14 protein-coding genes are annotated in these 12,221 nt (G+C 57.9%); 11 read left to right on the top strand and 3 right to left on the bottom strand.

Annotation, left to right across the window (positions count from 1 at the left end; genetic code table 11):
- Positions 1-14 precede the first annotated feature (14 nt).
- The 7 genes from M504_RS12160 to M504_RS12130 all read left to right on the top strand — a co-directional run bounded on the left by M504_RS12160 (position 15) and on the right by M504_RS12130 (position 5,655).
- Positions 15-809, top strand: a complete 795-nt coding sequence (locus tag M504_RS12160) for an SDR family NAD(P)-dependent oxidoreductase (RefSeq protein ID WP_047491706.1) — start codon at positions 15-17, stop codon at positions 807-809.
- Positions 810-827: 18 nt separating this feature from the next.
- On the top strand, positions 828-1,697 hold the full coding sequence (locus tag M504_RS22335; protein WP_047491702.1) for a hypothetical protein: 870 nt from the start codon (positions 828-830) through the stop codon (positions 1,695-1,697).
- Complete coding sequence (locus M504_RS21325; protein WP_198137584.1) at positions 1,678-2,304, top strand: DUF4232 domain-containing protein; 627 nt, start codon at positions 1,678-1,680, stop codon at positions 2,302-2,304. Before M504_RS22335 ends, M504_RS21325 begins: the two co-directional genes overlap by 20 nt.
- Positions 2,305-2,326: 22 nt before the next feature.
- A complete protein-coding gene (locus M504_RS12145) occupies positions 2,327-3,112 on the top strand; it encodes a class I SAM-dependent methyltransferase (RefSeq protein ID WP_047491698.1) in 786 nt (261 codons plus the stop codon).
- Positions 3,113-3,197: 85 nt separating this feature from the next.
- A complete protein-coding gene (gene fabZ, locus M504_RS12140; protein ID WP_047491696.1) occupies positions 3,198-3,734 on the top strand; it encodes a 3-hydroxyacyl-ACP dehydratase FabZ in 537 nt (178 codons plus the stop codon).
- Positions 3,735-3,738: 4 nt separating this feature from the next.
- Positions 3,739-4,524 carry an acyl-ACP--UDP-N-acetylglucosamine O-acyltransferase gene (gene lpxA, locus M504_RS12135; RefSeq protein ID WP_047491693.1) on the top strand — a complete coding sequence of 262 codons (786 nt, stop codon included), beginning with the start codon at positions 3,739-3,741 and terminating at the stop codon, positions 4,522-4,524.
- Between the two features lie 48 nt (positions 4,525-4,572).
- Complete coding sequence (locus M504_RS12130) at positions 4,573-5,655, top strand: hypothetical protein (RefSeq protein WP_156993718.1); 1,083 nt, start codon at positions 4,573-4,575, stop codon at positions 5,653-5,655.
- Positions 5,656-5,659: 4 nt separating this feature from the next.
- Here M504_RS12130 and M504_RS12125 read toward each other — a convergent pair whose 3' ends face one another.
- Positions 5,660-6,289: a hypothetical protein gene (locus M504_RS12125; protein WP_047491687.1), complete on the bottom strand. Its 630-nt coding sequence runs from the start codon at positions 6,287-6,289 to the stop codon at positions 5,660-5,662.
- 80 nt (positions 6,290-6,369) lie between these two features.
- On the opposite strand from M504_RS12125, the gene M504_RS12120 reads away from it, so the two are divergent.
- The 3 genes from M504_RS12120 to M504_RS12110 all read left to right on the top strand — a co-directional run bounded on the left by M504_RS12120 (position 6,370) and on the right by M504_RS12110 (position 8,481).
- Positions 6,370-7,227, top strand: a complete 858-nt coding sequence (locus M504_RS12120; protein WP_047491684.1) for an LpxI family protein — start codon at positions 6,370-6,372, stop codon at positions 7,225-7,227.
- 109 nt (positions 7,228-7,336) lie between these two features.
- Positions 7,337-7,897 carry a peroxiredoxin gene (locus M504_RS12115; protein ID WP_047494687.1) on the top strand — a complete coding sequence of 187 codons (561 nt, stop codon included), beginning with the start codon at positions 7,337-7,339 and terminating at the stop codon, positions 7,895-7,897.
- Positions 7,898-8,007: 110 nt separating this feature from the next.
- Positions 8,008-8,481: a GNAT family N-acetyltransferase gene (locus tag M504_RS12110; RefSeq protein WP_047491681.1), complete on the top strand. Its 474-nt coding sequence runs from the start codon at positions 8,008-8,010 to the stop codon at positions 8,479-8,481.
- 159 nt (positions 8,482-8,640) lie between these two features.
- Here the strand turns inward: M504_RS12110 and M504_RS22330 are convergent, their stop codons facing one another.
- A complete protein-coding gene (locus tag M504_RS22330; RefSeq protein ID WP_198137583.1) occupies positions 8,641-9,654 on the bottom strand; it encodes a hypothetical protein in 1,014 nt (337 codons plus the stop codon).
- Between the two features lie 279 nt (positions 9,655-9,933).
- On the opposite strand from M504_RS22330, the gene hisS reads away from it, so the two are divergent.
- Positions 9,934-11,271, top strand: a complete 1,338-nt coding sequence (gene hisS, locus M504_RS12100) for a histidine--tRNA ligase (RefSeq protein ID WP_047494681.1) — start codon at positions 9,934-9,936, stop codon at positions 11,269-11,271.
- Positions 11,272-11,333: 62 nt separating this feature from the next.
- Here the strand turns inward: hisS and M504_RS21320 are convergent, their stop codons facing one another.
- Complete coding sequence (locus M504_RS21320) at positions 11,334-12,206, bottom strand: TIGR03435 family protein (RefSeq protein WP_052200666.1); 873 nt, start codon at positions 12,204-12,206, stop codon at positions 11,334-11,336.
- Positions 12,207-12,221 lie beyond the last annotated feature (15 nt).

Below are 12,221 nucleotides of genomic sequence, written 5' to 3'. Positions count from 1 at the left end.
TGTAGCGTGAACACATGCAACATGCAGGTGTCTCACTCTCTCTGGAAGGTCGCGTCGCTCTCATCACCGGCGGCTCACGCGGTATTGGCGCGGCTGCTGTCCGCCTGTTTCGCAAGGCAGGCGCAATGGTTGCGTTTTCCTATCGCGCGGCAGAAGCGCAGGCTCTGGCTCTGCAGGAAGAGTGTGGTGGACCGGAATGGTGCCTCGCCATTCGTCAGGAACTTGCCACCGCTGCGGATGGCGACGCTCTCGTAAAGGCCGCCGTGCAGCACTTCGGCTCATTGAACATTCTTGTCGCCAATCACGGCATCTGGCCGCCACACGATGCACCCATCGGCAGCATGTCCAATGCGCAGTGGAGTGGCACCATCGGCGTCAATCTGGACAGCGTTTTCGGTCTCATTCGCGCATCGGTGGCCCAGATGCAATCTCAGCAGCCCATCGACAACGTTCGCGGCCATGTCATCCTTGTCAGTTCCACCGCCGGACAGCGCGGCGAGGCCTTCCATGCTGACTACGCCGCCACCAAGGGCGCGCTCATCAGCATGACCAAGGGACTGTCAACAGAACTAGCGCCACAAAGTATCCGCGTAAACTGTGTCGCGCCGGGGTGGGTGCATACCGAGATGACCGAAAGTACTCTCACCGATCCAATCGCGTCTAAGAAGGTGTTCAGCGCCATTCCGCTGGGCCGCGTAGCCACGCCCGAAGAGATCGCAGGCCCCATCCTGTTCCTGTGCACACCGCTTGCAGGATTTGTGGCCGGTGAGATCTTCAACGTGAACGGCGGGGCCGTGCTGGTTGGATAAGAGGCTATGGAGAGATTGATGAAAAAGCGCGTTCGCAACGGAATCACAACAATCGCTGCGTGCTGCTTTCTGATGCCGTTCGTTGCTCATACGCAGGAACGGGTGCTGACGCTCCCTCCCCAGCAAGAGAACAAGCGCGAAGAACAGATCATTGTCACGCAGCCCAAGCCCGGCGAAGAGATTGATCAGGCCAAGGCACGCGCGGCGCTAAACACCATGTACACAGCACTGGGCGGACAGAAGTGGCTGAATCGCGGCGACTATATTCTGCGCGGCCGCACTTCGTCGTTCTATAAAAATGAGCCCACCGGCGTAGGCGAATACATGCAGTTCCACCATGTGCTGCCCAAAAATCAATGGGAAGACCGCATTGAACTGACGAAGAAGCGCGATGTCGTGCAGATATGGACCACCACCGAAGGCGTGGAAGTGACCTATCGCGGTCGCAAATCGCTTCCCAAAGAGGATCAGCAAGCGTACTTCCGGCGCATCCATTACTCCATCGATTCCATTGCGAACACATGGCTCACCGATCCGAAGACGCTGCTCATCTACGGCGGCCACAAGGTCGTCGCGCGCCGCGAAGTGGAAGAAGTCACGCTGATCGACAAAGACAATGACTCCGTCACGGTCGATATCGAGCTAAGCAATCACTACCCCTTGCGCCGTAGATTCCAGTTCCGCAACGAAAAATATCAGGACTTCGACGAAGACGTGGAAGAGTACAGCGACTGGCACGACGTCGATGGCATTCCCACACCGTACGTCACCACCCGCTACTTCAACGGCGACATGGTGGCGCAGCGCTTCGTGGAAGAGATTCACTACAAACCGGTCGATCCGGCACTCTTCGCGCCCAACGCGCCTATTGGCAAGCACAAGGACTAACGGGCGCATCCAACCGCAGATGAAGAAAGCATCAAGTCTCGGGATCGCCGCCTTCCTGCTTCTGTCGTGTGGCTGTTCGTCGCCATATCGCGGCAGGGGGCTGGTCACTCCCGCGCAGCCGCAACAAGACTCGAAGCCGTCCGCCTGCACGGCGCTCGACATCGCTCTGAGCTTTGACTCCGCCGACGGCGAATTCAACGGCATGTCCCACTCGGGCGCCTATCTCGTTTTGACCAACATAGGGCTACGAACCTGCACAGTGCCGCGCCGTCCGCAGATCACCTGGTTGGACATCACCAACGCGCCCCTCAACGCCCAGGCCGACACGCCAAAGGGGATGCACCCCGGCCCGGTACTGACGCCTGTAGTGCTTGCTCCGGGCAAGTCCGCGCGCTCGGCACTGCGTTGGGTCTCCGGCGAAGTCTATGACCACAACACCTGCGTGAATGTGGCAAAAGGCACCGCGAAACTCGACCAAGGCGAGGTCACAGCTCCGCTGCAGGCAAGGATATGCGGCGACGCTACCGTTGGTCCGCGCTTCGAGCAGCAATTGCTGCAGCCGCAGGGACAGACAGCAGCACCTGCCGGATCGGGCAACGCCAAGTAGTGCCCCACTGTTGAGGAGGACCATGAGCACGGACACCGCGGGATTCTACGATGATTTGGCAGAACACTATCATCTGATCTTTGAGGATTGGGGCCGCTCGATTCAACGACAGGCAGCTACGCTGGGGCCGTTGCTCGAAAACAAGCTGGCTGGAGGCCCTCTCAAGATACTCGACTGTGCCTGTGGGATCGGAACACAAGCGCTCGGGATGGCCCAACGCGGTCATTCGGTTATTGCCACGGATCTAAGCAAGGCAGCAGTGAGGCGAGCCGCCAGTGAAGCGCGCAAATTGGGCCTGGAGATCACATTCCATGTGGCCGACATGCGAAATCTTTCCGCTCTGCCCACGTCAGACTTTGACGCGGTACTGGTCGGGGATAACTCTCTGCCTCACCTGTTGTCCGATCAGGATTTGAGCCAGGCGCTGGAGAATATTTCCGCTCGATTAAAGCCCGGAGGTGCCCTGCTCGCCACGATTCGCGACTACGACAGCCTGCTAGCCACCCGTCCATCCTTTCAAGGGCCCACTTTTTATTCAGAAAATGAGACGCGTCGCATTGTTCATCAGGTGTGGGACTGGGACGGTAACGAATACGAAGTTCATCTATACCTGACCTGGAAATCGGCCTCACTCTGGGCAAGCAAACATTATGCGTCTCGATATCGCGCCTTAACGCGCGCCGAACTCACCCAGGCTCTTGAATCAACCGGCTTCGCCGAAATCGAATGGCTGATGCCAGAAACAACAACGTTCTATCAGCCGATCGTGCTCGCACACAAAGATCACTCGACCGTCGAATCGACTTGATATGGGCGGGCCTTCTCATGGAAGCCCGTTCACCGCGACGTAACGAAGCCATGAGATAGATGAGCGAACTATACTCAAAACTGTCATGAGTGAGATCGTTACCCCCGTCATGGATGTGCAGCAGATTATGAAGCTGCTGCCGCACCGCTATCCGTTCTTGCTGATCGACCGCGTCCTTGAGGTCGAGCCGAAGCAGCGCATTCTGTGCCTGAAGAACATCTCGGTCAACGAACCGCAGTTCACCGGCCACTTCCCGGATTATCCGCTGATGCCGGGCGTGCTCATCATTGAGGCCATCGCGCAGGCAGGCGGCGCGTTGCTGCTGAACGAAATCCCCGACCGCGAGAACAAGCTGATGGTCTTCACCGGCATTGACGGCGCGAAGTTCCGCAAGCCCGTCGTTCCCGGCGATCAGTTGAAGATTGAGGTCACCGTGCTGAACTGGCGTTCGCGCGCCGTGAAGATGCAGGGCGTAGCAACGGTTGACGGCAAGGTGGCCTGCGAAGCCACGGTGACGTGCCAGCTTGTGCCGCGTCCGTCACAAACTGCTGCCCCGGCAAAGACTGCTGGCGAATCAAACCCGCAGCAGGACGGCCCGACACTTCCTGAGGCTGCAGTCTAGTTCCATGGCAATTCATCCCACCAGCTTCGTTGCGCCGGGTGCAGTCATTCCCGAAAGCTGCACCGTGGGTCCCTTCTGCACCGTCGGCCCCAACGTTGTGCTGGGCGAACGCTGCGAACTGATCAGCCACGTTGTGCTGGACGGCCACCTGACTATGGGCGACGACAACCGTGTCTTCCCGTTCTCATCGGTCGGCTGCAGCCCGCAGGACCTGAAGTACAAGAACGAGCCGACGAAGCTGACCATCGGCAACGGCAACACCATTCGCGAGTGCGTGACCATTAGCCGCGGTACCGTTGGCGGTGGCGGCGAAACAATGATCGGCGATGGCTGCCTGATCATGGCTTACGTCCACATTGGCCACGACTCGAAGATCGGCAACTGCTGCATCCTTCCCAACGGCTCCACGCTCGCCGGACACGTCACGGTCGAGGACTACGCTGTCCTCAGCGCCAACGCGCCCGTGCATCAGTTCTGCACCATCGGCGCCTATGCATACATCGGCGGCGGCACCACCATCACGCAGGATGTGTTGCCCTACAGCCTGACCAGCGTGCGCCGCGAAAACAAGGCCTTCGGCATCAACAAGGTTGGTTTGGAGCGCCGCGGCTTTACCGCCGAAGAAATCAAGCAGCTTCGCCAGGCTTATCGACTGCTGCAGGCAAGCGGGCTGAACACCACGCAGGCACTCGAAGCGATCCGCGAAAAGATAGCCAGCGGCGAGTTCGGCGAACGCGTCGCGTACCTTGCAGAGTTCATCGCCAAGAGCGAACGCGGCGTCATCAAGTAAGCAGCTGACTGCTTCACTCCGGCAGCCGTCGTCGGCTATAGTGGCGGCGTGCGCGCGTTCTCCCTGTCTCTTGTATTACTTCTCTGTGCGGTTCTGTGCCCGGCGCAACGCTGGGTACCCGCTGACCTTCACTTCACTCCGACCGCTGTGGCCAGCAGCAACGGATACATCTGGGTGTGCGGTACGAATGGCAGCATTGCCACAACTCAGGATGGCCAACTTTGGAACCTTCGGTATTCGCAGTCGGGCGGGCCAACTCTACGCGGTATCAACTTTCGCGATGAGAAATTTGGCTACGCGTATGGTGACGGCGGCACGGTGTTTTTGACTGAAGACGGCGGAGCCACGTGGTATCAGAAATCTGTTGGCAAAGACACAATCCTTGAGGCGGCTTTTGGAGATGCAAAGCATGGGATCGTTCGCTTCGCCGATCGCCTCGTCATTACACAAGACGGCGGGATGTCGTATCAGGATGTAATCCAAAGGCCATATCTGCCACTGGTAAAGTCCTATCCCTTTGGACAGAATCTTGTAGCCTCCGATGCCATGCACCTGGGGTTAGTCATTCGCGAGGGAGCTTACTCAGACGGCGGATTTCTGACCTCTTCGGATGGAGGCAAGAGTTGGGTCTTCTACGACCGTCCGTCCACCGGCATCGGCACTTTCATGGCTAAGGACGGCCTCTTATGGTTGATTGGCATGGAAGTGGTTGGCAAAGATCAGCCGGGTGGAGGGCATAGCGTCCCCCTCATGGCTTCATCCAAAGACGGCGCAGCATGGAAGCGCACCGAGAAAGACATCTCGATCTGCCATTGGCACGTATGCACAACCTGCAATTTGTCCGGCTGCCTTCTCGCCATGGATCAACTAATCGACAACTTTGGAGATGGATCGGTTTATCAGTTTCCGTCGGGCGATCAAACGCTGACCGTGAATTTTGCCGCGCTTCACGATCAGAACGGTGCCGTTATCTGTTCCGTCTCACGGAAGTTGCTATGCGCTCCAATGCATAAGATAGCGCCGACGGACAAGATGGGGTTGCCAGCTCCACGTGTTCCCACGTTCGACATTCCGACTGGCGAGAAAAAGAAGGAACGATTTAGTTTTCCTTCGCCGTTGTCGACCTCTTAGGCGACTACTGCGCCACGGTCACAGACTTTGATTCAATCCGAATACTCGTTCCCTCGCCCACCATGTCCGGCACAAACCGAATTGGCACGTTCAGGGTGCGATTGCAGGTGCGCACGGTCCAGATCTCGTTCCATGCCGCGCGCGCAACGGCGGGGACAGGGCCGTCGAGTTTTGTATCCAGCACATCCACCGGGCAGGTCTGGCCTTTGGGAACGAACTCCGCCGTTGCTTTGATCAGCGGCATCTGCGCATCGGATTCCAACTGCGGCGTGGCGATGCTCTCCCCCGGCAGCAGCGGCGCAACTGCAGCGTGTCCACCGCGAATGGTTACCAGCACGCGATAGCGCCGGTGTTCGCCGCATGCAGTGCCCGGAACGCTCTCCACCCACGTTGCATTGCTCAGGTTGCCGTCATCACCCGTGACCGGCTTGCCATAAAGTTTGTGCGATGCGGCGTTCCAGTCGGGCGTGACCGTGGGGCAATGCGTGCTGAGGCGCGATTCATATCCCTGAAAGTTCTTCAGTACAGCTTCGCGAAAACCCGCGGAGATTTCCACGGTGTGCACAGCAGCATCCTGCGCGACAGCGGGTACGGAGAGGGACAAAACGGCAAGGGCGGCAAACAGGCTTCGCATCACGTTTAAGGGTAACGCGAACGCTTCGAAGGCATTGCGCCATTGGACGAATCCCCGCCAACGTGTGACGATGACGCTTGATGGACAGGCTTGGATTAATCGCTGGTAACGGACGCTTCCCTTTTCTTCTGCTTGAGGCCGCAAGGGCACGCGGGCTGCATGTGGTGGTCGCGGCCATTAAGGAAGAAACCGATCCGGAGATGGACACGCGCGCCACAAACGACAGCGGCATGGAAGTCCACTGGATGAGCCTGGGCGAACTATCGAAACTGATCGACACCTTCCAGAAGGCCGGCGTACACAACGCCGTGATGGCCGGGCAGGTGCGCCACAAGCAGATCTTCTCTGCCATCCGTCCGGATTGGCGGCTGGCCAAACTGCTGATGAGTCTGAGCACACGCAACACTGACATGCTGCTGGGCGCAGTAGCCAAAGTGCTGAGCGATGAAGGTATTGAACTGATCAGCTCCACCGCTTACCTGGAACCCATGCTGGCCAAGCAGGGTGTGCTGACACAGCGCGCGCCAAACGAAGTCGAACACAACGACATTGCCTACGGTCTCACCGTGGCGCGCGGTATCGCGGGGTTCGATCTTGGGCAGACGGTCGTCATCGCCGCAGGTGCGTGCGTCGCGGTGGAAGCGATGGAAGGTACAGATGCCTGCATTGCCCGCGCCGGTGCGCTGATGGGTTCACTGGACGATAACGCATCCACGCTGGCACGTTCACTGACCGTGGTGAAGGTTGCCAAACCCAAGCAGGATCTTCGTTTTGACGTCCCTGTGGTGGGCGTTCCCACCATCCGCGCCATGCAGGCTGCAGGAGCCACATGCCTGGCAATCGAAGCAGGCCGAACTCTCCTCTTCGACGAAGAGAACATGCTCCGCGAGGCGAATGCGGCAGGCATCGCTGTAGTTGGAGAGCAGCGCAATGCCTGAGTCGCGTCAGAATGGCGTGGCCCTCGATGAAAAAATTACAAATTCGCCATTACCCGCCGCCATGCGCGTGAGTCATACTGTCACCGGAAGATTCCCAAGGGAGATGTTTATGCAGCGTGCAGGATTGTGGTCCATGGTGTTGGTAGCCGCGTTGGCGGTGGTAGGAACGGCGCGTATGGCGATGGCCGCAGCCGCCGCTGGTCTGTTGGAAACGGGCACGGCTGCCCCGAACTTCACTCTTCCCTCGCAGGAAGACAAACAGGTAAGCCTGTCGCAGTACAAGGGCAAGTGGGTGGTTCTGTACTTCTATCCGAAGGATCAGACGCAGGGCTGCACCATTGAAGCGCACAACTTTCAGCGCGATCAGGCCATGTATGACAAGGCCAACGCCGCAGTTCTGGGCGTGAGCCTGGACACCGCCGACAGCCACAAGGCGTTCTGCACCAAGGAGAACCTGACCTTCAAGCTGCTGGCTGACCCCGAACACAAGGTTGTGGATGAGTACGGCGTGCCCGTCGTGGCTGCTGGCCCCAACCACTTCGCCAAGCGCGTCACCTTCCTCATCTCGCCCAAGGGCAAGATCGTAAAGGTATGGCCCGACGTGAAGGTGCAGAATCACAGCGAAGAGGTTCTGGCCGCCATCACCGAAGCGAAGACCGCAAAGATGTAATCACTCTTTAAGCAACACACGGTATGAGCGGGCCTTCATCGGCCCGCTCTTCGTTTCTTACGAGTCGCATCGGTTCTGCAATCCCACTATTTCCCTGGAGAGAAGGGCCCATGGTCATTCGACCTGTCGAGGACGACGATATCCCCGCGATGGTCAAAATCCGTGCCGTCGAATGGGGGGACGAGGCCTATTGGCTGAACAGAATCACCGCGTACAGGGACGGGAAGGTCTCGCCACAATATGGTTTGCCGGAACGCGCGCTCTTCGTCGCTATCGAAGATGAGAGCATTGTGGGCTTCGTCGCAGGAAACAAAACGACAAGGCATGCCTGCCAAGGCGAACTGGAATGGCTCAACGTTGCAGCTCAGAAACGAGGCCTGGGAATTGCCGACCAACTGATTGCTCGTATGGGTGCGTGGTTTGTTCAGCAGGGCGCCGGTCGCGTCTGTGTGAACGCCGCCGTGGATAATGTCGCAGCGCGGCGTGTCTACGGCCGATGCGGGGCCGAGCCGATGAACGATCACTGGATGATATGGGCCGATGCACGACGGATGGTTCCACCGCCATCAGTACAAACAGACTGACACCGTAGCCAAAAATCTTTCCGATCAGGAACAAGCAGTCCGCCGGACTTATCTGCAGACGCAAAAAGGCCCGGAGCCTCACGAAGAGGAGCCGGGCCTTTTTGCTTGCCTTAACTACGTGCAGCCGGTTACCCGTCTGCGGTTAGGAGAAGGGCCGAACTACTTAGCGGCCTTCTTGGTTGCGGTCTTCTTGGCGGCCTTCTTAACAGCCTTCTTAACGGCCTTCTTTGCAACAGTCTTCTTCGCTGCTGCCTTCTTTGCCGGAGCCTTCTTCGCAACAGTCTTCTTCGCTGCGGCCTTCTTCGCCGGAGCCTTCTTCACGGCAGTCTTCTTTGCCGCGGCCTTCTTTGCAGGTGCCTTCTTGGTTGCCAAGGATTTTCCTCGCTGGTTGGATTTCGCCGCCTTCTTAATGGCGACGTTGCCGCCACGCTTCGTCACAGACGATTTCGTGGCAGACTTCTTAGCTCCCGCTACTTTCTTGGCCACGGTTTTCTTCGCTGCCGCCTTTTTCGCGGTGGCTTTCTTTGCCGTGGTCTTCTTTGCGGGTGCTGACTTTTTCACCGCCACCTTTTTCGCTGCTTTCTTCGCGGCCTTCTTTGCTACCTTCTTGGCTGCTTTCTTTGCTGCGGGTGGGGGAGATTTCTTTGCGGCCTTCTTGGCTACGGTCTTCGTCGCTGCTTTCTTAGCAGCCTTCTTCGCTGCAGGTGCTGCGGCTTTCTTCGCGACTGCCTTCTTGGCCGGAGCCTTTTTCGCAACAGCTTTCTTTGCAGGAGCCTTCTTCACGGCAGCCGCTGCGGAGGTCAGCGCTACTCCAACCGAAACTTCGGCTGCGCTCTCTTCCGGCTCTACCGATTCGCTGTCTGCGGGTGTGTAAGGATCGGCCTGCGACGAAGGTGATGCCTTCAGCGTGGCCTGTTCCGCGTGATGCTCGCTGTGAAGCAGACGGTCTGCGCCTTCGCTGTCGGTGTCATCGTCGGTATCTGGCTCATCGTCGATGTCATCTTCCTCATCGTCCAACGTGCGGTCGTCATCGTCCGAGGTGGTGGTCACTTCGTCTTCTTCGTCTTCGTCGTCGTCGAAGTCTTCGTCGTCTTCTTCGTCTTCGTCGTCGAGCTCTGGCTCATAGTCGTCGTGCGCCGCTGCGTAATACTTCAGATCTTCATCAGACATCATGGTCTACAAAACCTCCGCTACCGATGATGGGTAGGATGCAACATCTTCTTTGCGCGTGTTGCAGGTGGCCAATGAAAACACATCGGATGCGAACACAGCAATATGGTGCACCGTGTTTAGTGCAATAGCAAGAGGAAGTTTTCAGGCATGAGCAGATTTTGATACTGCTAGTTTCTTCTCTCTGTCTTCTTCATCGACACAAACACACGCACAGCTTAAGAAAACAGTTCATGTCGGCTGCAAAAATCGCGCAGTGTAAGCTCCGATAAACTAATGACTATGGCTTCTATCGTGAAAGCAATCCGCGGCACACGCGATCTGCTTCCCCCTGAAACTGCATTGTGGAACCGCGTGGAAAGCACCGTTCGCGCCGTCTTTGCCCGCTACAACTTTGGTGAAATACGCACGCCCGTATTGGAAGCAACGGAACTGTTTGCACGCGGCGTGGGTGAAGAAACCGACATCGTCAGCAAAGAGATGTACACGTGGGAAGACCGCGCACGTGCTGCCAGCGAGAAGGCGCAGTCGTTAACGCTACGCCCGGAAAACACCGCAGGCGTGGTCCGCGCCTACATTGAACACAAGCTCGGCGACACCGGTCAGCTGCAAAAGCTTTATTACATTGGCCCCATGTTCCGTCGCGAGCGTCCGCAAAAGGGACGCTATCGTCAGTTCTTTCAGATCGGTGCCGAAGTCATTGGCCCCGCAACGTCTGGCAGCGAATCTGCGTTGCGCGATGCGGAAGTGCTGGAGATGCTGGCCACGCTGCTGGATGAACTCGGCATTCCGCGCGCCTCGGCAGCGAATGAATACAAGGGATGGAAGTTGCACCTGAACTCCGTCGGCTCTGCGACAGATCGTCCGCGCTACATCGCAGCGCTGCGTGAAGCTCTGGCTCCGGTGAAGGACAAGATGTGCCCGGACAATCAACGCCGCGCGGAGACGAATCCGTTGCGCGTGCTGGACAGCAAGGACGAGGCCGACCAGGAGATCATCAACGCGCTGCCGAAGATTGCCGACTACCTCGACGAAGCTTCCACGGAACACTTTGTACAGGTAAAGGCTGCGTTGGATGCCTGCGGCGTTCCCTATGAGGTCAATCCACGCCTCGTGCGCGGACTGGATTACTACACGCGCACCACGTTTGAGTTCACCGTCGATCTGGGTCTCGGCACGCAGAACGCGCTGCTGGGCGGAGGTCGTTATGACGGCCTGAGCGAAATGCTTGGCGGCCCCAAGGCTCCCGGCATCGGCTTTGCGATTGGTGAAGACCGCTTGATCCTGACGCTGCAGGCACTGGAAGAGTCGCGTGCAGTGGCTGAAGGCGAACCAGCAGCAGCAAAGATCGACGCGTACATTGCACCTCTCTCCACTGCGCAGAATCCTGCCGCACTGGCACTGGCACGTTCGCTACGCGCTGCCGGATTGGAAGCGGAAGTGGGCGACGGCAACTTCCGTCTGAAGAAGAGCTTCGAGAATGCAGACCGCATTGCCCGCACCATCATCATCCTGGGTGAAGACGAAGTAGCCGCAAAGACCGCAACCGTGAAGCACTTTGCTGGCGGCGAACAAAACAAGGTAGCCTTCGCCGATCTTGTTACCGCATTGAAGAAGTAAGAGCAACAAGCAGCGAACGGAAAGGGCACGGACGCTTCCGTGCCCTTTCCGTTTCTTTGTCGCTAGTTGTCTGAAGGCGGGTCGATGTGATCGACGACGAGGATCGGGATTGTCATCTTCGCGGGCTGCAGCTTCAACCCAAGCTGCTCCTGCAGCGCCGTGAAGAGGTCTGGATCGTTGCTGTCCGTGTTGCTGGTCGCTCCAAGATTGGACGATGAGAAGTGCAGGTCCATGTCATACGAGCCAGTCAGTCCTGTCTTGTCCACGATCTTTCTGTCTGCCGGCATCTCCAAAATGGACGCGAAGAACACAATCGGTACCGCCTTGCCATTGATCTTGCCCGAGGAGAATGAGAGCGTCCCATGATTCGGATCAGACTCGGTCGTCTTCACCTTTGCGCCGCCCTTGGCTTCGGTCAGCATGTACACGTTGCGTTCGCCAGTGGTCCAATGCATCTTCAAGTGGAAGCGTTCGATGAGCAGTTGCTGCTCCATCAGCATCTGTCCGGTGTAGGTGCGCGTCTTGAATGCAGTGATCGTATCTGCCGTCGACAGGTCAGAAAGCTTCTTGTATGCAGGCACGTCCTCAGGAGCAACGCGCGCCTCAACGTCATATCGCGCGGACTTGGCCCAACCTGGCAGACCTTCCACCTCATCGTCACGCATGGGCATGATGCCGAAGTTATAGGCCTGCGAAATCAACGACGCCAACGGCGCGCCCTTCTCCGAGAGGCCGTTCGCCTGATCGCTTGCCGAAGCATTGTTCTCATGCGCCGGGTCCATCTGGTGAATGGACACGGCCATCCACTGCAAGGGTGCGCCACCCGGCGGCGACGTCTGTTGCGTTTGGGCAGCCAGCGTGATGCTGATGCAACCAAGTGTCATCGTAGTGAACACAGCATTACCAACTATTCGATACAGAGGGGGAATCATCATGCTCAAGCACTCCTG

Source organism: Terriglobus sp. TAA 43, from assembly GCF_000800015.1.
GTDB lineage: Bacteria > Acidobacteriota > Terriglobia > Terriglobales > Acidobacteriaceae > Terriglobus.
The sequence above is the reverse complement of the archived record's forward strand: the minus strand, read 5'-3'. Positions and strand labels throughout refer to the sequence as shown.

Bases quoted from the DNA above. Each gene is read 5' to 3' on its own strand.
- M504_RS12160 (WP_047491706.1), top strand. From the start codon at position 15: ATGCAACATGCAGGTGTCTCACTCTCTCTGGAAGGTCGCGTCGCTCTC.
- M504_RS22335 (WP_047491702.1), top strand. From the start codon at position 828: ATGAAAAAGCGCGTTCGCAACGGAATCACAACAATCGCTGCGTGCTGC.
- M504_RS12145 (WP_047491698.1), top strand. From the start codon at position 2,327: ATGAGCACGGACACCGCGGGATTCTACGATGATTTGGCAGAACACTAT.
- fabZ (WP_047491696.1), top strand. From the start codon at position 3,198: ATGAGTGAGATCGTTACCCCCGTCATGGATGTGCAGCAGATTATGAAG.
- lpxA (WP_047491693.1), top strand. From the start codon at position 3,739: ATGGCAATTCATCCCACCAGCTTCGTTGCGCCGGGTGCAGTCATTCCC.
- M504_RS12125 (WP_047491687.1), bottom strand. From the start codon at position 6,289: ATGCGAAGCCTGTTTGCCGCCCTTGCCGTTTTGTCCCTCTCCGTACCC.
- M504_RS12120 (WP_047491684.1), top strand. From the start codon at position 6,370: ATGGACAGGCTTGGATTAATCGCTGGTAACGGACGCTTCCCTTTTCTT.
- M504_RS12115 (WP_047494687.1), top strand. From the start codon at position 7,337: ATGCAGCGTGCAGGATTGTGGTCCATGGTGTTGGTAGCCGCGTTGGCG.
- M504_RS12110 (WP_047491681.1), top strand. From the start codon at position 8,008: ATGGTCATTCGACCTGTCGAGGACGACGATATCCCCGCGATGGTCAAA.
- M504_RS22330 (WP_198137583.1), bottom strand. From the start codon at position 9,654: ATGATGTCTGATGAAGATCTGAAGTATTACGCAGCGGCGCACGACGAC.
- hisS (WP_047494681.1), top strand. From the start codon at position 9,934: ATGGCTTCTATCGTGAAAGCAATCCGCGGCACACGCGATCTGCTTCCC.
- M504_RS21320 (WP_052200666.1), bottom strand. From the start codon at position 12,206: ATGATGATTCCCCCTCTGTATCGAATAGTTGGTAATGCTGTGTTCACT.